Source organism: Lysobacter xanthus (assembly GCF_047159895.1).
Map to the genome: position 1 here is coordinate 16,715 of NZ_BAAGAB020000003.1, position 19,172 is coordinate 35,886.

The 19,172-nt window shown below is 71.4% G+C and carries 21 protein-coding genes; 18 read left to right on the forward strand and 3 right to left on the reverse strand.

Translation table 11 applies throughout. The features are described from left to right. Nucleotides 1–375: a ribonuclease E inhibitor RraB gene (locus ACY35P_RS01985; protein ID WP_462114148.1), complete on the forward strand. Its 375-nt coding sequence runs from the start codon at nt 1–3 to the stop codon at nt 373–375. After that, on the forward strand, nt 375–1,181 hold the full coding sequence (locus ACY35P_RS01990; protein ID WP_462114149.1) for a ferritin-like domain-containing protein: 807 nt from the start codon (nt 375–377) through the stop codon (nt 1,179–1,181). Before ACY35P_RS01985 ends, ACY35P_RS01990 begins: the two co-directional genes overlap by 1 nt. A 7-nt stretch (nt 1,182–1,188) precedes the next feature. Here ACY35P_RS01990 and lpxH read toward each other — a convergent pair whose 3' ends face one another. Together lpxH and ACY35P_RS02000 are read right to left on the reverse strand one after the other, a co-directional pair. Then, the gene (gene lpxH, locus ACY35P_RS01995) at nt 1,189–1,923 is read right to left on the reverse strand and encodes a UDP-2,3-diacylglucosamine diphosphatase (protein WP_462114150.1); all 735 of its coding nucleotides are present in this window, start codon (nt 1,921–1,923) and stop codon (nt 1,189–1,191) included. Nucleotides 1,924–1,945: 22 nt separating this feature from the next. Next, nucleotides 1,946–2,797: an alpha/beta hydrolase gene (locus ACY35P_RS02000; protein WP_462114151.1), complete on the reverse strand. Its 852-nt coding sequence runs from the start codon at nt 2,795–2,797 to the stop codon at nt 1,946–1,948. A 116-nt stretch (nt 2,798–2,913) separates the two neighbouring features. Between ACY35P_RS02000 and ACY35P_RS02005 the strand changes: the two genes are divergently transcribed. From ACY35P_RS02005 to ACY35P_RS02075, 15 genes are all read left to right on the forward strand, one after another. Next, nucleotides 2,914–3,678, forward strand: a complete 765-nt coding sequence (locus ACY35P_RS02005) for a hypothetical protein (protein WP_462114152.1) — start codon at nt 2,914–2,916, stop codon at nt 3,676–3,678. Between the two features lie 75 nt (nt 3,679–3,753). Then, nucleotides 3,754–4,737: an acyl-CoA desaturase gene (locus tag ACY35P_RS02010; RefSeq protein WP_462114153.1), complete on the forward strand. Its 984-nt coding sequence runs from the start codon at nt 3,754–3,756 to the stop codon at nt 4,735–4,737. Between the two features lies 1 nt (nt 4,738). Further along, nucleotides 4,739–6,031 (forward strand): NAD(P)/FAD-dependent oxidoreductase, encoded by a 1,293-nt coding sequence (locus ACY35P_RS02015; RefSeq protein ID WP_462114154.1) that lies wholly within the window; start codon nt 4,739–4,741, stop codon nt 6,029–6,031. Continuing rightward, on the forward strand, nt 6,028–6,804 hold the full coding sequence (locus tag ACY35P_RS02020) for a DUF1365 domain-containing protein (RefSeq protein ID WP_462114155.1): 777 nt from the start codon (nt 6,028–6,030) through the stop codon (nt 6,802–6,804). The genes ACY35P_RS02015 and ACY35P_RS02020 overlap by 4 nt, the downstream gene beginning before the upstream one ends. After that, nucleotides 6,801–8,060 (forward strand): class I SAM-dependent methyltransferase, encoded by a 1,260-nt coding sequence (locus ACY35P_RS02025; RefSeq protein ID WP_462114156.1) that lies wholly within the window; start codon nt 6,801–6,803, stop codon nt 8,058–8,060. Before ACY35P_RS02020 ends, ACY35P_RS02025 begins: the two co-directional genes overlap by 4 nt. After that, the gene (locus ACY35P_RS02030) at nt 8,057–8,611 is read left to right on the forward strand and encodes a DUF2878 domain-containing protein (RefSeq protein ID WP_462114157.1); all 555 of its coding nucleotides are present in this window, start codon (nt 8,057–8,059) and stop codon (nt 8,609–8,611) included. Before ACY35P_RS02025 ends, ACY35P_RS02030 begins: the two co-directional genes overlap by 4 nt. Beyond that, entirely contained in the window at nt 8,608–9,405 is a 798-nt protein-coding gene (locus tag ACY35P_RS02035) for a DUF1295 domain-containing protein (protein WP_462114158.1), read from the forward strand. The genes ACY35P_RS02030 and ACY35P_RS02035 overlap by 4 nt, the downstream gene beginning before the upstream one ends. Beyond that, complete coding sequence (locus tag ACY35P_RS02040) at nt 9,402–10,487, forward strand: SAM-dependent methyltransferase (RefSeq protein WP_462114159.1); 1,086 nt, start codon at nt 9,402–9,404, stop codon at nt 10,485–10,487. Before ACY35P_RS02035 ends, ACY35P_RS02040 begins: the two co-directional genes overlap by 4 nt. Next, entirely contained in the window at nt 10,487–11,005 is a 519-nt protein-coding gene (locus ACY35P_RS02045; protein ID WP_462114160.1) for a lipocalin family protein, read from the forward strand. Before ACY35P_RS02040 ends, ACY35P_RS02045 begins: the two co-directional genes overlap by 1 nt. A 168-nt stretch (nt 11,006–11,173) precedes the next feature. Then, nucleotides 11,174–11,425, forward strand: coding sequence for a type II toxin-antitoxin system HicB family antitoxin (locus tag ACY35P_RS02050; RefSeq protein WP_462114161.1), 252 nt, complete (start codon nt 11,174–11,176; stop codon nt 11,423–11,425). Beyond that, nucleotides 11,422–13,014 carry an HAL/PAL/TAL family ammonia-lyase gene (locus tag ACY35P_RS02055; RefSeq protein WP_462114162.1) on the forward strand — a complete coding sequence of 531 codons (1,593 nt, stop codon included), beginning with the start codon at nt 11,422–11,424 and terminating at the stop codon, nt 13,012–13,014. The genes ACY35P_RS02050 and ACY35P_RS02055 overlap by 4 nt, the downstream gene beginning before the upstream one ends. Before the next feature lie 46 nt (nt 13,015–13,060). Then, nucleotides 13,061–13,447, forward strand: a complete 387-nt coding sequence (pyp, locus tag ACY35P_RS02060; RefSeq protein ID WP_462114163.1) for a photoactive yellow protein — start codon at nt 13,061–13,063, stop codon at nt 13,445–13,447. Further along, nucleotides 13,447–14,595, forward strand: coding sequence for an AMP-binding enzyme (locus tag ACY35P_RS02065; RefSeq protein ID WP_462114164.1), 1,149 nt, complete (start codon nt 13,447–13,449; stop codon nt 14,593–14,595). Before pyp ends, ACY35P_RS02065 begins: the two co-directional genes overlap by 1 nt. Before the next feature lie 57 nt (nt 14,596–14,652). Beyond that, nucleotides 14,653–16,059, forward strand: a complete 1,407-nt coding sequence (gltX, locus tag ACY35P_RS02070) for a glutamate--tRNA ligase (protein ID WP_462114165.1) — start codon at nt 14,653–14,655, stop codon at nt 16,057–16,059. Nucleotides 16,060–16,066: 7 nt separating this feature from the next. Further along, nucleotides 16,067–16,576, forward strand: a complete 510-nt coding sequence (locus ACY35P_RS02075; protein ID WP_462114166.1) for a transcriptional repressor — start codon at nt 16,067–16,069, stop codon at nt 16,574–16,576. Between the two features lie 48 nt (nt 16,577–16,624). On the opposite strand, the gene ACY35P_RS02080 is transcribed toward ACY35P_RS02075, so the two are convergent. Continuing rightward, nucleotides 16,625–18,649 (reverse strand): TonB-dependent receptor, encoded by a 2,025-nt coding sequence (locus tag ACY35P_RS02080; protein WP_462114167.1) that lies wholly within the window; start codon nt 18,647–18,649, stop codon nt 16,625–16,627. Between the two features lie 46 nt (nt 18,650–18,695). On the opposite strand from ACY35P_RS02080, the gene ACY35P_RS02085 reads away from it, so the two are divergent. After that, on the forward strand, nt 18,696–19,112 hold the full coding sequence (locus ACY35P_RS02085) for a MerC domain-containing protein (protein ID WP_462114168.1): 417 nt from the start codon (nt 18,696–18,698) through the stop codon (nt 19,110–19,112). Nucleotides 19,113–19,172: the final 60 nt, after the last annotated feature.

Sequence of the window (19,172 nt, forward strand, 5' to 3'; positions counted from 1 at the left end):
ATGAAATCGCTGCAATCGGCCCTGATTCCGGACGACGAGAACGGCGACGTGCTGCGCGCGATGCTGGAGGACGGCGATGACCTGACGGTCGCGCGGGAGATCGACTTCCTGCTCGTGTTCGGCGAGGAGACCGCGGCGAAGGCCTTCGCCGACGCCGCCACGCAGCAGGACGATCTCGTCGTGTCCGCGCCGATCGTCGACGACGAAGGCATCTGGCAGGTGATCGCGAGCCGCCACATGGTGCCGCGGCATGCGGACATCACGAAGCTCGAGCGGGCGCTGACCGTCCTCGCAGAATCCTTCGGCGGCTATCCCGACGGCTGGGAATGCACGCGCGCGGCGGGCCCGGTCGACGGGGACGACGACGTCGCCTGATGCACGGGTGCCTGCACGCGGCGGCGCACGACTGCCTGCAGGCCGCGTCGCCGGAGGAAAAGGTCGCGCGCACCTTCGAGGCGTACGCGCGCTTCTCGCGCGGCGAACTCACGCCGCGGGACGACGCCCCGCCGGCTGCACCGATCGCGATGCCGGGCCGTCCCGCGCGACCGCGCCTCGTGCATCCGCGCGAACTGCCGCGCCGTGGCTTCGGCAGCGCCGACGGGCTCGCCGCTTTCGTGCACGCCGTCGCGCACATCGAATTCAACGCGATCGACCTCGCCTGGGACGCGGTCTACCGTTTCCGCGGCATGCCGTCGGCCTTCTATGCCGACTGGGCGTCAGTGGCCAACGATGAGGCGCGGCACTTCACGATGCTGCGCGGCCGCCTGCAATCGATCGGCCACGACTACGGTGACTTCGACGCGCACAACGGCCTGTGGGAGATGGCGGAAAAGACCGCCCACGACGGCCTGGCGCGCATGGCGCTGGTGCCGCGCGTGCTGGAGGCGCGCGGGCTCGACGTCACGCCCGGGATGATCGTGAAGCTGCGGCAGCGGGGTGACGACGCGACCGCCGACATCCTCGACGTGATCCTGCGCGAGGAGGTGGGCCACGTCGCCGCAGGCAGCCGCTGGTATCGCTGGCATTGCGTGCAGCGCGGGCTGGAGCCCAAGTCGACGTTCCGTGCACTGCTCGCCGAATACGCGCGCGCCGTGCTGTACGGGCCGTTCAACCGCGCGGCGCGACTGGAAGCGGGCTTCGACGAGGACGAACTCGCCTCGCTCGAGACGCTCGCGAACTGAGCCGCGCTCAGCGCAGCGCGTCGAGCGCCATCGCGTCGCCGCGCACGCGCAGCACCGAGCCCTGCTCGTACCAGTCGCCCAGCACGACGCGCCGTCGCGCGTGGCCGCCGACGTCGAGTGCATGGACCGCGGGCCGGTGCGTATGGCCGTGGATCATCAGGTCCACGCCGTAGCGGACGAAGTACTCGTCGACGGTGTGCGGTGCGACGTCGGTGATCGTCTCCATCGTGCCGGCATCCTTCAGCGCGGACTGCGCGATGCGGCTCTGCTCGCGCGCATGGGCGGCGAAGGCGAGGCGTGCCGCGAGCGGTTGTGCGAGGAAGCCCGCCTGCCAAGTCGGGTCGCGCGTCTGTGCACGGAACGCCATGTAGCCGGAATCGGCCGTGCACAGCAGGTCGCCGTGCAGCAGCAGTGCAGGCCGACCGCCGAGCATGAGCACCGACGGATCCTGAAGCACACGAATGCCCGCGCGTCGGGCATAGCCGTCGCCGAGGAGGAAATCGCGGTTGCCACGGATGAAGGACACCGGCGTGCCGGCATCGGACACCGCGCGCAACCCGTCCGCGACGGCGGCGCCGACCTCGGACGGATCGTCGTCGCCCACCCAGGCTTCGAACAGGTCGCCGAGGATGTAGAGCGCCTCGACGCCGCGCGCCTCTTCGGCGAGGAAGCGCAGGAACAGGTCGGTGACCTCCGGCCGCGTCGCGTCGAGGTGCAGGTCCGAGATGAAGAGCGTGGTCATCGCCCCATTGTAGGCGGCGCGGTCAGGGCCGCCCGCCGGCTCCCACGAAGCGGAGGACGGCCGGCAGCACCTCGGGTTGGCGCCGGGGCGAATACAGGCCGGCGACTGTCGCGGTGTGGCCCGCACCGGGCAGCAGCAGGAGTTCCGCCCGCACGCCCCGCGCCTGCAGGCGTCGTGCCATCTCGCGGCTGTCGCCGGGGTCGACCACGCGGTCGCCGGTGCCGTGCACCAGCAGGAACGGCGGCTCGTCGCCATCGACCGCATTGACCGCCTGCGCCGCGGGCCACTGCGCGGGCGGGCCGAAGATCGGCACGTACTGCCCGTTGATCACGAAGTCGTAGGGGCCCGACAGCCCGATCACGCCGGCGAGGTCGCGCGGTTTGAGTCCGTGCGGCGCGAGGTAGCGTGCATCGGCACCGATGAGCGCCGCGATCTGCGCACCTGCGGAATGGCCGGCGACGAAGACGCGCCCCGGGTCGCCGCCGTAGCGCGGCGCATTGCGGTGCGTCCACGCCACGGCCTGCGCGCCGTCCTCGACGAACGCCGGGAAGCCCGCGCGCGGCCACGTGCGGTAGTCGGCGACCACCGTCAGCACGCCGTTGCGCGCGAGCCGACGCCCGACGAAGCGGTACTGCTCGCGCATGCCGCGCTGCCAGTTGCCGCCGTAGAAGAACACCACCACCGGTGCGGGAGACGAGGCGTTCGCCGGCCGGTACACATCCAGCGACAGGCCGGCCTGCGGTGCGAACACGACCGTGGCATCCGGCGGCGTCACGCCGCGGTTCGCTACCGCGAAGACCGCGCGCTCGCAGCCAGCCGACGCGAGGGCGAGGCAGGCGGCGACTAGGCGGGCAAGGACGGTGGGGCTGCGCATCGTGGTGACCGGTCGGGCGGAGACTTCTCTTACGCACCGCGTCGTGGACCGGATGCGATGAATCCGGTTGCGCGCGACATGCGTACAGCTGCGGTACCAAAACCGCCGCGAAACCCATGCGCCACCTTCGACGGATGTGCATCTTCCTGCTGCTGCTCGTGGCATGCCCCGCGGCGGCACAGCTGCGCTACGTGGGCATCGCGCGCGACGCACGTGGCGACGTCGTCTACCGGGAGGAGCACTGGCTTCCGAACGACGATCCCGATCGCGGGCGCGTGGTGCTGTATCGATGCCCGGACGGACGCCCCTTCGCGCGGAAGCAGTTGACGTCATCTGGCGACCCGATCGCCCCCGACTACGACTACGTCGATGCCCGCACGGGCTACCGCGAAGGCCTGCGCACGGTGGCGGGCGGTCGCGAAGTGTTCTGGCGACCGCGTGCCGGCGAGGCACTGCGCAGCAAGCGCCTGGACGCGGCGCCGGGGCTGGTGGCGGATGCGGGCTTCGACGCCTTCGTGCGCGAACGCTGGCCGCAGATCGATGCGCGTGGCCGGCGCGCGCCGTTCCTCCTGCCGAGCCGGTTGGCCGCGGTCGACCTGCGCCTGCACGACGCCGGGATGCACCGCATCGACGGACGCGACGTGCGTCGCTTCCGGCTGGGGCTGCCCGGCCTGCTCGGGCTCGCGTTGCCGGAGGTCGAGTTGGACTACGACGCACGCGACCGGCGCCTGCTGCGCTTTCGCGGCATCGGGTCCGTGCGCGACGCGCGGGGCCGTCCGCAGTGGCTTCGCATCGACTTCCCGCCGGAGCGTGTGCGGGTTTCACCTACAGCCGTCGCCGAGGCGGGACGCACCGTGTTGTCGCGGACGTGCTCCGGATGACCTTCGGCTGCATCCGCGCGGGCGGCCGATGCGTAACGTCGTGACTGGGGAAACAAGAACGGAACGATCGCAACGATGCAGTCCCAACGCATCCAGGAAGACAGCTGTCCGAACGTGCCCGGCCGGGCCTCGCGGGGGCGGCGCGCGCTCGCCTCCGCGCGTCGCTGGTTCGATACCGGCGCCGGCGTCGACACGGGCGACGCGGTCGCGTCCGACCGCCCGGACTGGCTGCGTGCCGTTCCGTTCATCGCGCTGCACGTCGCCTGCGTGGCGGTCGTCTGGGTCGGCACCTCGGCCACGGCCGTGGGCGTCGCGGTGGCGCTGTACGCGATCCGCATGTTCGCGATCACCGGGTTCTACCACCGCTACTTTTCGCATCGCACGTTCCGGACGTCGCGGGCCGTGCAGTTCGTCTTCGCCGTCATCGGCGCGTCCTGCGTGCAGCGCGGCCCGCTGTGGTGGGCCGCCCATCATCGTCATCACCATCGCCATGCCGATACCGCGCTGGATCCGCATTCGCCGCGCGTGCACGGCTTCCTGCACTCGCACGCCACGTGGTTCCTGACGCCTGCCGCCTTCCGCACGGATCTCGCGCGGATACCGGACCTGGCGCGCTATCCCGAGCTGCGATGGCTCGACCGGTTCGACACCCTGGTGCCGGTGGCGCTCGCCGCCGGCCTGTACGGTTTGGGCGCGTGGTTGGAGGGAGTTGCGCCCGGGCTCCACACGAGCGGCGGCCAGTTGCTGGTGTGGGGCTTCTTCATTTCGACGACCGTGCTGTTCCACGCCACGGTCACCATCAACTCGCTCGCGCATCGCTTCGGGACGCGCCGCTTCGCCACGCGCGACGACAGCCGCAACAATGCATGGCTCGCGCTGCTCACGTTCGGCGAGGGCTGGCACAACAACCACCATTTTTTCCCGGGCACCGTGCGCCAGGGCTTCCGCTGGTGGGAGGTCGACCTGACCTACTACGGCCTGCGGCTCATGGCCGTGTTCGGCCTGGTGCGCGACCTCAAGCCGATCCCGGCCTGGGTGCTCGCGCGGGCGGAGCGCTGAGATGCGGATCGCGGTGGTCGGTTCGGGCATCGCCGGCTTGGCCTCGGCGTGGCTGCTCTCGCGCGAACACGAGGTGCACCTGTTCGAGGCGGACGATCGGCTCGGCGGGCACACGCATACGCACGACGTCGAACAGGACGGGCGCCGCTACCGCGTCGACAGCGGATTCATCGTGCACAACCCGCAGCACTACCCGCTGCTGACCGCCCTGTTCGACGAACTGGAGGTGGGCTCGCGCGCCACCACGATGAGCTTCTCGGTGCAGCACGCGGCGAGCGGGCTGGAGTACAACGCCGCGACCCTCGGCACGCTGTTCTGCCAGCGGCGCAACCTGGCGTCGCCGCGCTTCTGGGGCATGCTCGCTGACCTCGTGCGCTTCTACCGCAATGCGCCCGCGCTGCTGGACGAGCCGGGCGACGGACCGACGCTCGGCGACTACCTCGCCGCCGGGCGCTACGGCGCGATGTTTCGCGACCTGCACCTGGTGCCGATGGCGTCGGCCCTGTGGTCGTCGCCCGCCACGAAGATCCTGTCGTTCCCGGCGAAGTATCTCGTGCGCTTCATGGCGAACCACCACATGCTGCAGCTCACCGGTCGTCCCGAGTGGCGCGTGGTGGACGGCGGCTCCTCGTCCTACGTCGCGGCCCTGCAGGCGCGGTGGCGCGTGCGCGAGCGCCTCGGCACGCCGGTACTCGCCCTGCGGCGCGATGCCGACGGCGTCGAGCTCATCAGCCCGGCCGGGGTGGAGCGTTTCGACCACGTGGTCGTGGCCTGCCACAGCGACCAGGCCCTGCGCCTGCTCGCCGATGCGGATGAGCGCGAGACCGCGATCCTCGGGGCGATGGGCTACCAGGCGAACGACACCGTGCTGCATACCGACGCGTCGCTGTTGCCGCGCGATCGCCGCGCCTGGGCGGCGTGGAATGCGCACGTCCCGGCCGACCCGGGCGAGGAGTGCACCGTCAGCTACTGCATGAACCTCCTGCAGTCGATTGACGCGCCCGAGCCGTTCGTCGTCACCCTCAACCGCACCGCGGCGATCGACCCTGACAAAGTGCTGCGCCGCATGCGCTACCACCATCCCGTCTACACGCCGCAGTCGGTGGCGGCGCAACGCCGGCGCCCCGAGATCCAAGGCCATCGCCGCACGTGGTTCGCGGGGGCGTATTGGGGCTGGGGCTTTCACGAGGACGGCATGCGCAGCGCGGTCGACGTGGCGCGCGCGCTCGGCGTCCGCTGGCCGGGCGGCAGTGCCGCGGCGCGAACGCACGACGTCGACGCCGTCGCCGCGTGAGCCCGCCACGCGCCAGCGCGATCTACGAGGGCTGGGTGACGCATCGTCGCCATGCGCCGGTCGCCCATGCGTTCCGCTACCGCATCGCGCAGCTCTACCTCGACCTCGACGAGGTCGACACGCTGTTCGACGGTCGCGCGCTCTGGTCGTCGCGCGGCCGCGCGCTCGCCGAGTTCCGCCGCAGCGACTACCTCGGCCCCTCCGACCTGCCGCTCTTGGAGGCCGTGCGTCGCCGCGTCGAGGCGGCGACCGGCTCGCGGCCGGAGGGCCCCGTGCGACTGCTCACGCACCTGCGCTACTTCGGGCACGTCTTCAATCCGGTGAGCTTCTACTACTGCTTCCACGCCGACGGCGAGCGGCTGCACAGCATCGTCGCCGAGATCACCAATACGCCGTGGAAGGAACGCCATGCCTACGTGCTGGCCGCGGACGCGGCCGATGCGCGCGGGCGGGCGCTGCACTGGGACTTCGACAAGGCCTTCCACGTCTCGCCGTTCATGGCCATGCAGCGGCGATACGACTGGCGCTTCACGGCGCCCGGCGACGACCTGCGCGTGCACATGCGCGTGCTCGACGAGGCGGGCGCCGAGTTCGACGCCACCCTCGCGCTCGAGCGCCGCGCGATCGACGCCGCCGCGCTGGCGCGCGTCCTCGTCCGGTATCCGCTGATGACGCTGCGCGTCGTCGGCGCCATCCATTGGCAGGCGCTGCGCCTCTGGCTCAAGCGCGTGCCCGTCCACGACCACCCCATGCACTCCCGGGACCCGCGATGAACGAGATCGCCCGCACCGACCTTCCCGCCGCATCCGGCTCGTTCGACCGCTTCCTGCGCGGCCGGCTGCTCGCCCAGCTCGCGCAATTGCGCGGCTCGGTAGTGCTGGACGACGCCTTCGGCACCGCGATGCTGGGGCAGGCCGACGGCACGCCGCCCGTGAGGTTGCGCGTCCACGATGCCGGCTTCTATCGCGCGGTGGCGGCGAACGGCAGCGTCGGAGCGGGCGAGGCCTACATGGACGGGCTGTGGCACTGCGACGACCTGGTGGCGCTGGTCCGCCTGCTGGCGCGCAACCGTGACCTGCTGGACGGCATGGAGACCGGGCTCGCGCGGCTCGGCGGGCTCGCGATGAAGGCGCTGCACGCGATGCGCCGGAACACGCGCGCGGGCAGCCGTCGCAACATCGCCGCGCACTACGATCTCGGCAACGACTTCTTCCGCCTGTTCCTGTCGGACGACCTCATGTACTCCTCGGCGCTGTGGGCCGGCGCGGACGACACGCTCGAGGCGGCCTCGACGCGCAAGCTCGACGCGATCTGCCGCAGGCTCGATCTACGGCCGGGCGACCGCGTGGTCGAGATCGGCACGGGCTGGGGCGGCTTCGCGCTGCATGCGGCGCGGCACTACGGCTGCCACGTCACCACGACGACCATCTCGCGCGAGCAGCATGCGCTCGCCTCGCAGCGGGTGGCCGAGGCCGGGCTGCAGTCGCAGGTGACGCTGCTGCTCGAGGACTACCGCGACCTCACGGGCCGATACGACAAGCTCGTGTCGATCGAGATGATCGAGGCGATCGGCGCCGAATATCTCGATGCCTACTTCGGCAAGCTCGGCGACCTGCTGGAGCCGCACGGCCTCGGCCTCGTGCAGGCGATCACCATCGAGGACCACCGCTACGAGCAGGCGCTGCGCTCGGTCGACTTCATCAAGCGCCACGTCTTCCCCGGCTGCTTCATTCCCTCCCTGCAGGCGATGCTGGCGGCCAAGACGCGCTCGAGCGACCTCGCGCTCGTGGCACAGGAGGACTTCGGACTGTCCTACGCCCGCACGCTGGAGGCCTGGCGCGAACGCTTCATGGCGCAGCTGCCGCAGGTGCGCGCACAGGGCTTCGACGACCGCTTCGCCCGCATGTGGGAGTTCTACCTCGCCTACTGCGAGGGCGGCTTCCGCGAGCGCACGATCGGCGTCTCGCATCTCCTGTTCGCACGTCCGGGCTACCGGCCGGGCGACCGCGCAGGGATCGCCGCGGCATGAGGAACGCGATCGACTTCGCCGGCTACCAGGCGGTGTGGTTCGCGGCCGTGCTCGGTGCGGGCCGCGAACTCGCCTGGCCCGGCGTCGCGTGCGCGACTGCCTTCGCGGCGTGGCACCTCGCCGTCGCGCCCGACCGGGCCCGCGTCGTGGCGCTGGCGGCCGCCGGCCTGGCCTGCGGCCTGCTGCTCGACGGCACGCTGGTGCGCGCCGGCTGGATCGACTTCCGCGCGACCTGGCCGCCGGCGTGGACCGCCGTCGGAGCGCCGCCGTGGATCCTCGCCCTGTGGGCGGTGTTCCCGCTGACGCTCACGCGGTCCCTCGCCGTGCTTCAGCGGCACCGCCTGCTCGCGATCGCGCTGGGCGCCGTCGGTGCGCCGCTCGCGTACGCCAGCGCGGCGCGCATGGCGCAGGCCTGGAGCGCGCAGGTGCCGATGGCGCAGCTGCTCGGTGCGATCGGCCTCGGCTGGGCCGTCGCACTGCCCGTGCTCGCCCGCGTCGCGCGCGGTCCGAAAGCATCAGCCGCTGCGGCGATGGGAGTTCCAGCCCGATGAACGCCTCCGTCTTCCTCTGGATCGGCCTGTCGATGTCGGTCGTGATGACACTGGGCTGGCTGTGGCAGTGGCGCACGCGCAATGCCGGGCTGGTGGACGTGCTCTGGTCGCTGGGCGTGGGCGGCAGTGCGGTCGCGCTCGCGCTCGTGGGCGACGGCGCCGTGCTGCCGCGCGTGCTGCTCGGCGTGCTCGGCGGGGTGTGGGGCCTGCGGCTCGCGCTGCATCTCGGACATCGCGTCTTCACCGAGGCCGAGGACGGGCGCTACGCCTACCTCCGCGCGCACTGGAACGGCTCGCAGGTGCGCTTCTTCCTGTTCTTCCAGCTGCAGGCGTTGCTCGTCCCGCTGTTCGCATTGCCGTTCGCGGCCGTGGCGCGTGCGCCGGGCGGGGGGCCGGGCGGCTGGCTCGTCGCAGGCGTGGCGATCTGGCTGCTGGCATTGGCCGGGGAGGGCATCGCCGACCGCCAGCTCGCACGGTTCCGTGCCGATGCGTCCAACCGCGGACGCACCTGTCGCGACGGGCTGTGGCGCTATTCGCGCCATCCGAACTACTTCTTCGAATGGCTGCACTGGTTCGCATACGCCGCTCTCGCGGCCGGGTCGCCGTGGTGGTGGATGGCGGCCGCCGGTCCGGTCGTTATGTACGTCTTCCTGCGCTGGATCAGCGGCATCCCGTTCACCGAAGCGCAGGCACTGCGCACGCGTGGCGACGACTACGCGGACTACCAGCGCACCACCCCGATGCTCATTCCCCGACTTCCACGTCGCACCGCCCCGCGGAGGGCTGCCGCATGAACGCCGTCGCCGACCATCTTCCCGAACATCCGCATGACGGCCCGGCCCCCGGGCTGCTCGGCTGGGCCGAGCGCGGCTGGCTGCCCGATGCGCTCGTGCGCGCCGGCATCCGGCACCTCTGCGCGCAGCGACTGCGGGACGAGCAGGCCGGCGGGCCCGACGCGCAGGCCGCGCGCTTCCAGCAGATGATCGAGGAGTTGCGCCGCAGCCCCGTGGCGATCCACACCGACGCGGCGAACGCCCAGCACTACGAGTTGCCGCCCGCGTTCTTCCGCCTCTGCCTCGGCGAGCGGCTGAAGTACTCCGGCTGCTACTACCCGACCGGCCGGGAGACCCTCGACGAGGCGGAGGCGGCGATGCTCGCGCTGTACGGCGAGCGCGCGGAACTCGAGGACGGCCAGCAGATCCTCGAGCTCGGTTGCGGCTGGGGTTCGCTGACCCTGTGGATGGCCGAGCGGTATCCCGCGGCGCGGATCACGGCGGTGTCCAATTCGCGCCCGCAGCGCGAGCACATCGAGCGCGTCTGCCTGGAGCGCGGCTACGCGAACGTGCGGGTCATCACCCAGGACGTGAACCACCTGCTGCTGGACGCCGCGCAGTTCGACCGCGTGGTCTCCGTCGAGATGTTCGAGCACATGCGCAACTACGAGGCGCTGCTGTCCCGCGTGGCCTCGTGGATGAAGCCGGGCGGCAAGCTCTTCGTGCACGTCTTCGCGCACCGCACCTGCATGTACCCGTTCGAGACGGAGGGCGAGGACAACTGGATGGGGCGCCACTTCTTCACCGGCGGGCTCATGCCGGCGAGCGATACGCTGCTGTGGTTCCAGCGGCACCTGTCGATCGAGGCACGCTGGCATGTGGACGGCACGCACTACATGCGCACCGCGAACCACTGGCTCGAGAACCAGGACCGTCGACGCGACGACGTGATGCAGGTGCTGGAAGCCGCCTACGGCAAGGCGGGGGCGGCCCTGTGGTTCCAGCGCTGGCGCATGTTCTGGATGTCGTGCGCGGAACTCTTCGGCTATGCGGGTGGCCGCGAGTGGATCGTCGCCCACTACCGCTTCGCGAAGGAGGCCTGATGCGCCGCCTGCTCGCCGCCGCCCTGGCCGTGCTCGCCGGTTGCGCCAGTGCGCGGCCGCCGACCGTGCCGCATGTCGATCGCGTCGACCTCGCGCGCTTCATGGGCGACTGGTACGTCATCGCGAACATCCCGTCCTTCCCCGAACGCGAGGCCTATGCCGCGGTCGAGTCGTATGCCATGCGGCCGGACGGTCGCATCCAGACGACGTTCCGCTACCGCAAGGGCAGCTTCGACGCACCGGTGAAGACCATGCGGCCGGTCGCCACGGTGGTGCCCGGCAGCGGCGGTGCGGTCTGGGGCATGCAGTTCGTCTGGCCGATCAAGGCCGAGTACGTCATCGGCTGGCTGGCACCGGATTACTCGCAGACGCTGGTCGTCCGCAGCGACCGCGACTACGCCTGGCTGATGGCCCGCACGCCGACGCTCCCGGAGGCCGACATCGAGGCGGCGATCGAGCGGCTGCGCGCCATGGGCTACGACGTCTCGAAGGTCCGTCGCGTGCCGCAGGCGCGCTGAACGCGACCGCGCGCACGTCTCCGCACCGCCGTCGCCGGACGAGGCGATGCGCGGCGTATAGTCGCCCGACCGATCACGACCGGGGGGGCGGACGGTGATGCACGGCGACAGCAGTCGGGCGCGATGGACAGCGACGGGCCGGTGGGCCCGCGGACGGGGCGTTTGAGCATGGGGTACTTCGCTTTCGTGCGCCGCGATGCGGCGCGTCGTTACCACGCCACGCTGCCCGACTTTCCCGACTGCATCGTCGAGGCCGAACGGCTCGACACGCTCGAGGCCGCGATCCGCGGCGCGGTGCAGGGCGCCGCCGCGGGCGGTGGCTGGCCGCCGCCGACGCGCCTGGAAGCATTGCCGCGACCGCCCGACGGCGCGGAGGGCTACTGGCTGATGGTCGACGTGGACGGGCCCGGCGTCGAATGAGCGGCCAACCGCTGGACCCGCCGCGCGGCCGCGTGCGCTTCGGCGCGGGCGACCTGAGCATCGAGGACGTGGTGCGGCTCGCGCGTCGGCAGGCGGTGGCCGCACTCGACGCGTCACCCGCCTTCCTGGAGCGGATCGCGCGCGGAGCGGCCGTGGTCGACCGCCTGCTGCGCGACGACGGTGTCATCTACGGCGTGACCACGGGCTACGGCGATTCCTGCACGACCGGCATCCCGGCCGATCTCGTCGCCGAATTGCCGGCGCACCTGTACACGTACCACCGCTGCGGTCTCGGGCGCTTCTTCGACGAGGCCGAGACGCGCGCGATCCTCGCGGCGCGTCTCGCATCGCTGTCGCGCGGCATGTCCGGCGTCAGCCGGGCGCTGCTGCTGCAGCTCGAAGCGCTGCTGGTGCACGACGTGCTGCCGCGCATCCCCGCCGAGGGTTCGGTCGGCGCCAGCGGTGATCTCACGCCGCTCGCCTACGTCGCCGCCGCGCTGTGCGGCGACGGCGATGTGCGCGTCGAGGGGCGCGACACCCCGGCGGCGCAGGCGCTGGCCGACATCGGACGCGCGCCGTTGCGGCTGCGGCCGAAGGAAGGCCTGGCCGTGATGAACGGCACCGCGGTGATGTCCGCGCTCGCCTGCCTGGCCTTCGATCGCGCGCGCTACCTCGCCGCGCTCGCCACGCGCATCACCGCCTGCGGCGTGATCGCCGCCGACGGCAATGCCCATCATTTCGACGCGACGCTGTTCGCAGCCAAGCCGCACCCCGGCCTGGGCATCGTCGCGCACCGCCTGCGCGAGGACCTCGGCGGCGGCCGCGCCGTGGGCAACGAACGGCGGCTGCAGGATCGCTATTCGCTGCGCTGCGCCCCCCACGTGATCGGCGTGCTGGAGGATGCGCTGCCGCATTTCAGGCAGGTGATCGAGACCGAGCTCAACAGCGCGAACGACAATCCGCTGATCGATCCCGACGAGGGCACCGTGCTGCACGGCGGCCATTTCTACGGCGGCCACATCGCGTACGTGATGGATGCGATGAAGACGCTGGTCGCCAACATCGCCGACCTGCTCGACCGCCAGTGCGCGCTGCTGGTGGACCCGCGCTACAACCACGGCCTGCCGGCGAACCTGTCGGCGGCCGAGGGGCCGCGAGCGGCGATCAACCACGGGCTCAAGGCCGTGCAGATCGCGGTCTCGGCGTGGACGGCGGAGGCCCTGAAGGGAACGATGCCCGCGTCGGTGTTCTCGCGCTCGACCGAATGCCACAACCAGGACAAGGTCAGCATGGGCACGATCGCCGCGCGCGACGCCCTTCGCGTGATCGAGCTGACGGAACAGGTCGCGGCCGCGATGCTGGTCGTGGTGCGGCAGGGCGTCGCGCTGCGCCTGCGGCGCGGTGGCGCGTTGCCGACGACGGCGCTGGCGGCGTGGCAGGCCGAACTCGAGGCGCAGGTGCCGCTGCTGGTGGAAGACCGTCCGCTCGATCGCGAGCTCGCGGGACTCGTCGACGCGATCCGCGCTCGCCGCTGGTCGCCGTACGGCGATGACCTACAGGACTCAAGCCCCTGCGACGACCGCCGTTAACCGCCGGGACGCGGACCCACCCGGGTACGCCCCGACAGGAAGCCCCATGAACTACGAACGCATCAAGTTCGAGCAGGACGACATCGCCAACGTGCTCAGCGCGCTGACGGACGACCAGATCGACAGCCTCGCCTTCGGCATGATCACGCTCGATCGCAACGGCACCGTGCTGCAGTACAACGCCGCGGAAGGCGCCATCACCGGCCGCGACCCGAAGGCGACGCTCGGCAAGAACTTCTTCAAGGACGTCGCGCCCTGCACGAACACGCCCGAGTTCTTCGGCCGCTTCCGCAATGGCGTGGACGCGGGCGACCTCAACGTCATGTTCGAGTACACGTTCGACTACAACATGGCACCGACGCGTGTTCGCGTGCACATGAAGAACGCACCCGGCAGCGCCGACAAGTTCTGGGTGCTGGTCAAGCGCGTCTGATGGAGGCCGCTGCGCTCGTCCGCCCGGTCCGGGACGTGCTGGCGCAGCAGCTCGGCCAGGTCCGCGGCGCCCAATGGGGCGTCCATCTCGCCTGGCCCGTGGACGCCGAGCTCCAGACGGGGCTCGGCCTCGATTCGATCGAACTGGTCGAGGCGGCGGAGCAGGTCAGTCGCATGTTCCTGCTCGAGCGCCCCGGCTGGGAGGACTACCTGCTGCGCGACCGCTCCCTGCACGGCTGGGCCTCGGTCGCGGCCGCGGTGCTCGCGGACGAGGGCGAGCTGCGTTTCGCGAGTTCCGGCAGCCAGGGCGAACGCCGCGACGTCGTGCACGCGCTGGCCGCGCTCGACGACGAGGCGCGCGGCTTCGCCGCGACGATCGGTCCGCGTGCCACCGTCCGTGTCGCGGTGCCGACGCATCACATCTACGGATTCATTTTCGGCGTCCTGCTGCCGCGTGCGCTCGACGCGCCGGCGGTGGACTACTGCGGTCGCCTGCCGTCGACGCTCGCGCGCGAGACGCAGCCGCGCGACGTGGTCGTCGCGCATCCGCTCGTCTGGCAGGCGCTGGCCTCGGGCGGCGCCCGCTGGCCCGAGGACGTCACCGGGGTCACGTCGACGGCGCCGTGTCCGCCGGACGTGATCGACCGCCTGCGCGCGAACGGCCTCGCGCGGATGATCGAGGTCTACGGCTCGAGCGAGACCGCCGGCATCGGCTGGCGCGACGCGCCTTCGCGACCGTTCGCCCTGTTTCCGCGCTGGCGGCTGGACGTCGCCGACGCGCCCGTGCTCCGTGACGTCTCGGGCCGCGCCCATCCACTGCCCGACCGGGTGGAGGTGGTCGACGGCGGCCTGCGCCCCGTGGCGCGGCTCGATGCCGCAGTGCAGGTCGCCGGCCACAACGTCCATCCGGCGCGGGTGGCCGCGCGCCTCGAGGCCCATCCGGACGTCGTCGCCGCCGCCGTGCGGCTCGATACGGCGAGCGGCCGCCTCAAGGCGTTCCTGGTCCTCACGGCGGGCGCGGCGTTGGATCCGGAGGCGCTTCGCGCCTGGTGCCGCCGCGAGCTCCCCGATGCGGCCCTGCCGGCGCGCTTCGCCACCGGCGCGTCGCTGCCGCGCAACGTCATGGGCAAGGCCGCGGACTGGGACTGAGCGGGCCCGGCGGCCACGCGCGGTAAAATCGCGGTTTCCGCCGCATCGAGCCGCCGCATGACCAGCCGTACCCGCTTCGCGCCCAGCCCCACCGGCTACCTCCACATCGGCGGTGCCCGCACGGCGCTGTACTGCTGGCTCGAGGCGCGTCGCAACGGCGGCGAGTTCATCCTGCGCATCGAGGACACCGACGCCGCGCGCAGCACGCAGGCGGCGATCGACGCGATCCTCGAGGCAATGGACTGGCTGGGCCTCGATTACGACGAGGGCCCGATCTACCAGACGCAGCGTCTCGATCGCTACAGGCAGGTCGCCGAGCAGCTCGTCGCGGCCGGCAAGGCGTACTACGCCTACGAGACGAAGGACGAGCTCGAAGCCATGCGCGAGGCCGCGATGGCGAAGAACGAGAAGCCCCGCTACAACGGCGCCTACCGCGAGCAGGACGCCGGCTTCCGCGACGACCCGAACCGCGTGATCCGCTTCAAGAACCCGCAGGGCGGGGTGGTCGCGTGGGAGGACAAGGTCAAGGGTCGCATCGAGATCGCCAACGACGAGCTCGACGACCTGGTGATCTTCCGCTCCGACGGCTATCCCACCTACAACTTCGCGGTCGTGGTGGACGACATCGACATGCGCATCACCGACGTGGTGCGCGGCGACGACCACGTCAACAACACGCCGCGCCAGATCAACATCTACCACGCGCTCAACGCGCCGGTGCCGCACTTCGCGCACCTGCCGATGATCCTCGACGAGCAGGGCGCCAAGCTCTCGAAGCGCACCGGCGCGGCGGACGTCATGCAGTACCGCGAGATGGGCTACCTGCCGCATGCGCTGCTCAACTACCTGGTGCGTCTCGGCTGGTCGCACGGTGACCAGGAGATCTTCTCGATCGAGGAGATGACCCGCCTGTTCGACCTGAAGGACGTCAACGCGAAAGCCTCGCGCCTCGATCCCGCGAAGCTCGGCTGGCTCAACCAGCAGTACTTGAAGAGCGACGACCCGGACGCCGTGGCGAAGCACCTGCAGTGGCACCTCGAACAGCAGGGCTACGACCTCGCGAGCGGCCCCAGGCCTGCCGACCTCGTCGTCGCGCTGCGGGATCGCGTACAGACGCTTGCCGACATGGCCGAGCGTGCGGCGGTGTGGTTCCGTCCGCTGCACCAGTACGACGATGCGGCGGTCGCCAAGCACCTCACGGCCGCCGCGCGTCGCCCGCTCACCGAAGCGCGGGCGCGCCTGGGCGAGCTCATGACGTGGTCGCCGGAATCGGTGTCGATGGTGCTGCACGACGTCGCCGCGGCCTGCGAGCTGGGCATGGGCAAGGTCGCGCAGCCGCTGCGCGTGGCCATCACCGGCACGCAGGTGAGCCCGGACATCGCGCACACCGTCTACCTCGCTGGCCGCGACGAGGCGCTGCTTCGCATCGAAGCGGCGATCGCGAAGCTTCCGGCGGAGGGCTGAGCGCGTCATGGCGCACGACGACCACTGCACCGATCCGCATCACCACGTCCACACGGGCGATGCCTTCGTCGCGGAGGTCGAGCGCGCCTGCGAGTCGCGCGGTCTGCGCCTCACCCCGCTGCGTGCGAGCGCGCTGCGCCTGATCGCCGACGCGGGCCGCCCGCTCAAGGCCTACGAACTGCTCGACCGCATGAAGTCCACGCACGAGGGCGCGGCGCCGCCGACGGTGTACCGCGCGCTCGACTTCCTGCTGGAAAACGGCTTCATCCACAAGCTCGCGTCGATCAACGCCTTCGTGGCCTGCCACCACCCCGGCAGCGAGCGCCACGCGGTGCCGTTCCTCATCTGCGACCACTGCCAGGCGGCGGTGGAACTCGAGGACGACCGGATCGTGCGGCTGCTCGACGAGCGGGCGCGCGCGCTCGGGTTCTCGCCGCGGGCGCAGACGCTGGAGGTGCACGGCATCTGCGCCGACTGCGCGGCGCGACCGGACGGGTCGACGTCGGCGGTGGAATAAGAAAAGCCCGGCCGGAGCCGGGCTTTTTCATTGACTCGGGAACTCGCCTCAGAAGAAGACGCGCACGCCGAAGTTCACGCCGCGGCCGGGCAGCACCACGCGGTCCTTGAGGAACGACGTGTGCACGCGCGCGACCTGGTTGGTGAGGTTGCTGCCGTCGACGAACCACTCGACGCCGGTCGAGCCGTAATCGAGATGCCAGGCAGCGTGCGCGTCGACCAGCGTGTAGCCGGGGGTCGCGGTCTCGCCGGCCGCCACGTCGTCCTGGCGATAGGCGTGCGTCGCGCCGATCGAGGCGCGGAACGCATCCGAGCGCCAGCGCAGCTCCGCGCCGAGGCGCGCAGGCGCGATGCGCGGCAGGTTGCCGCCGTCGTCGAGCGTCGCTCGCACGCGATCGCCGAAGACGCGCGCATCGAGGCGCCCGGCATCGACGTCGACCAGGTGGGCGAGCACTTCGCCTTCGATGCCGCGGAAGCGCGCATCGGACTGCGACCACTGGCGCACGGGCAGCGACTCGCCGCCGACGTCCGCGGTGAGGCCCGTGTCGGCGAGGTAGACGAAGCCGTCGAACCGGGTCTGGTACGCGGCCAGCTTCGCGTCCACGCGGCCGCCGTGGAAATGCAGGCCGAGCTCGGCGCCGTTCGCGCGTTCCTTGCGCAGGCCGGGGTTGCCGATCTCGTAGGACAGCGTCGCCACGTGCGGGCCGTTGGCGAACAGTTCCTCCTCGCCCGGCGCGCGCTCGGCGCGGTCGAGGTTGAGGCTCAGGCGCCAAGCCTCGTTGAAGCGCCAGGCCGCGCCGGCGGACAGGCTGAGCGGGCTGAATTCGCGCGAGGCGCCCGTGGCGGGCGTTGCGCTGACGCGGTCGAGGCGGGCGCCGACGTCCAGCTGCAATGCATCGAACTTGCGCTGCTCGGTGACGAACAGGCCCCAGCCGCGCGTGTGCGTGCGCGGCACGAAGGCTTCCTCGCCGATCGCCTGGTAGGTGCGGTCGAGGCCCTGCAGCCCGACCGCGCCGCTCCAGCCCGCCAGCGCGGCATGCGTCAGTTCGACGCGGCCCTCGGTGGCCTTGTTGAGGAAGCGCGTGCCGACCTCGTCGCCCTCGTACTCGACGTGTTCGTAGTCGGTGCCGCCGATGCTCGCGCGCAGGCCGTTGAAGAGGCCGAACTCGCGGTCGAGGCCCGCCTTGGCTTCCACGCGGTTCTGGCGCATGCGCAGCGAGACGCTGCCGACGCCGGTCGCGGTGTCGCCGGGCTCGCCCGGATTGCCGTAGGCATCCTCGAAGCGCGAGACCGCGACGCCCGCGAAGCCCTGCGCGCCCACGCGCGAGATGCCGAGCGCGGCGGCCTTCGTGTCGACGAAGCCGTTGGCCTGCCGGCCGCCGCCCGGGATCGCGTAGTCGCCCTGGTCGCGGTAGACCGCATCGGCATGCAGCACCAGCGTGCCGTCCGCGCCCGAGGCGTCGACGCGCGCCATACCGGTGAATCCGTCGTTGACCGTGTCGTGGCGCAGCTCGGCGCGTCCGGTCACTGTCTTGTCGAGCGGGCGCTCGGCGATACGGCCGTCGACCACGTTGACCACGCCGCCGATCGCGCCCGAGCCGTAGAGCAGCGTCGCCGGACCCTTGAGCACTTCGATCTGGTCGGCCAGGAAAGGTTCGATGCCGACCGCGTGGTCTTGGCTGACGGTCGAGACGTCCTGCGAGGACAGGCCGCCGGACAGCACGCCGACGCGGCCGCCTTCGAGGCCTCGGATGATCGGGCGGCCGACGCCGGCACCGAAGTTCGAGGACTGCACGCCCGGCAGGCCGGTCACCGTCTCGCCGAGCGTGGCGCCGCGCGCTTCGTCGAGGCGCTCGCCGCCGAGCACGTCGACCGGACGCACCAGCTCTTCGGCCGTGGCCCGGTTCGGCGCCGCCGTGACCACCACGCGATCCAGCTCGGCCGGGTCCTTGTGGCGGTTGTCGACCTGCGGCTCGGGCGCGGCGGGCTCGGCGGCGGCCGCGGGCAGGGCGGCCGCGAGGGCGAGCGCGAGAAGGGCGAGGCGGGGCAGGGAATCGGCGCGACGGACGGTCATGAAGGCGTCAAGGGCGAGGGATGCGAGGAATGTTATAGTATTCCAAATGAACGGTTCGGCCCCTGCCAGAAGTCCTGCCGCCTCCGTGCCCTCCGGGCTCGATCGCCTCGGCATGACCGGCTCGCTGCTCTGCGCGGTGCACTGCGCGCTGCTGCCGATCGTGTTTCTCGTTCTCCCTTCGGTGGGCCTCTCGCTGCTGCTGAACGACGGGGTGGAGCGTGCCTTCGTGGGCTTCGCGACGCTGATCGGCACCGTCGGGCTGGTCCGCGGGTTCCGGGCGCACCGGGTCGCCCTGGCGCTCATGCTGCTGGCCCCGGGCCTGGCGTTGCTGTGGGGCGGCATCCTGTGGCCGCCGCTGCACGAGGCCCTGTGGCCGCATGCGGTGACGATGGCCACCGGCGGCGGGCTCGTCGCGGTCGCGCACTTCCTCAACCTTCGTTTCGCCCGCCGCGTTCCGGCCTGACCGGCCGGCTGTGCTAGGCTTGCGCGCTTCGCGAGCCGCGTGGGTCCACCGCGCCCGCCT

Coding starts and splice junctions, on each gene's coding strand:
- ACY35P_RS01985 (WP_462114148.1), top strand. CDS start 1: ATGAAATCGCTGCAATCGGCCCTGATTCCGGACGACGAGAACGGCGAC.
- ACY35P_RS01990 (WP_462114149.1), top strand. CDS start 375: ATGCACGGGTGCCTGCACGCGGCGGCGCACGACTGCCTGCAGGCCGCG.
- lpxH (WP_462114150.1), bottom strand. CDS start 1,923: ATGACCACGCTCTTCATCTCGGACCTGCACCTCGACGCGACGCGGCCG.
- ACY35P_RS02000 (WP_462114151.1), bottom strand. CDS start 2,797: ATGCGCAGCCCCACCGTCCTTGCCCGCCTAGTCGCCGCCTGCCTCGCC.
- ACY35P_RS02005 (WP_462114152.1), top strand. CDS start 2,914: ATGCGCCACCTTCGACGGATGTGCATCTTCCTGCTGCTGCTCGTGGCA.
- ACY35P_RS02010 (WP_462114153.1), top strand. CDS start 3,754: ATGCAGTCCCAACGCATCCAGGAAGACAGCTGTCCGAACGTGCCCGGC.
- ACY35P_RS02015 (WP_462114154.1), top strand. CDS start 4,739: ATGCGGATCGCGGTGGTCGGTTCGGGCATCGCCGGCTTGGCCTCGGCG.
- ACY35P_RS02025 (WP_462114156.1), top strand. CDS start 6,801: ATGAACGAGATCGCCCGCACCGACCTTCCCGCCGCATCCGGCTCGTTC.
- ACY35P_RS02030 (WP_462114157.1), top strand. CDS start 8,057: ATGAGGAACGCGATCGACTTCGCCGGCTACCAGGCGGTGTGGTTCGCG.
- ACY35P_RS02035 (WP_462114158.1), top strand. CDS start 8,608: ATGAACGCCTCCGTCTTCCTCTGGATCGGCCTGTCGATGTCGGTCGTG.
- ACY35P_RS02040 (WP_462114159.1), top strand. CDS start 9,402: ATGAACGCCGTCGCCGACCATCTTCCCGAACATCCGCATGACGGCCCG.
- ACY35P_RS02045 (WP_462114160.1), top strand. CDS start 10,487: ATGCGCCGCCTGCTCGCCGCCGCCCTGGCCGTGCTCGCCGGTTGCGCC.
- ACY35P_RS02050 (WP_462114161.1), top strand. CDS start 11,174: ATGGGGTACTTCGCTTTCGTGCGCCGCGATGCGGCGCGTCGTTACCAC.
- ACY35P_RS02055 (WP_462114162.1), top strand. CDS start 11,422: ATGAGCGGCCAACCGCTGGACCCGCCGCGCGGCCGCGTGCGCTTCGGC.
- pyp (WP_462114163.1), top strand. CDS start 13,061: ATGAACTACGAACGCATCAAGTTCGAGCAGGACGACATCGCCAACGTG.
- ACY35P_RS02065 (WP_462114164.1), top strand. CDS start 13,447: ATGGAGGCCGCTGCGCTCGTCCGCCCGGTCCGGGACGTGCTGGCGCAG.
- gltX (WP_462114165.1), top strand. CDS start 14,653: ATGACCAGCCGTACCCGCTTCGCGCCCAGCCCCACCGGCTACCTCCAC.
- ACY35P_RS02075 (WP_462114166.1), top strand. CDS start 16,067: ATGGCGCACGACGACCACTGCACCGATCCGCATCACCACGTCCACACG.
- ACY35P_RS02080 (WP_462114167.1), bottom strand. CDS start 18,649: ATGACCGTCCGTCGCGCCGATTCCCTGCCCCGCCTCGCCCTTCTCGCG.
- ACY35P_RS02085 (WP_462114168.1), top strand. CDS start 18,696: ATGAACGGTTCGGCCCCTGCCAGAAGTCCTGCCGCCTCCGTGCCCTCC.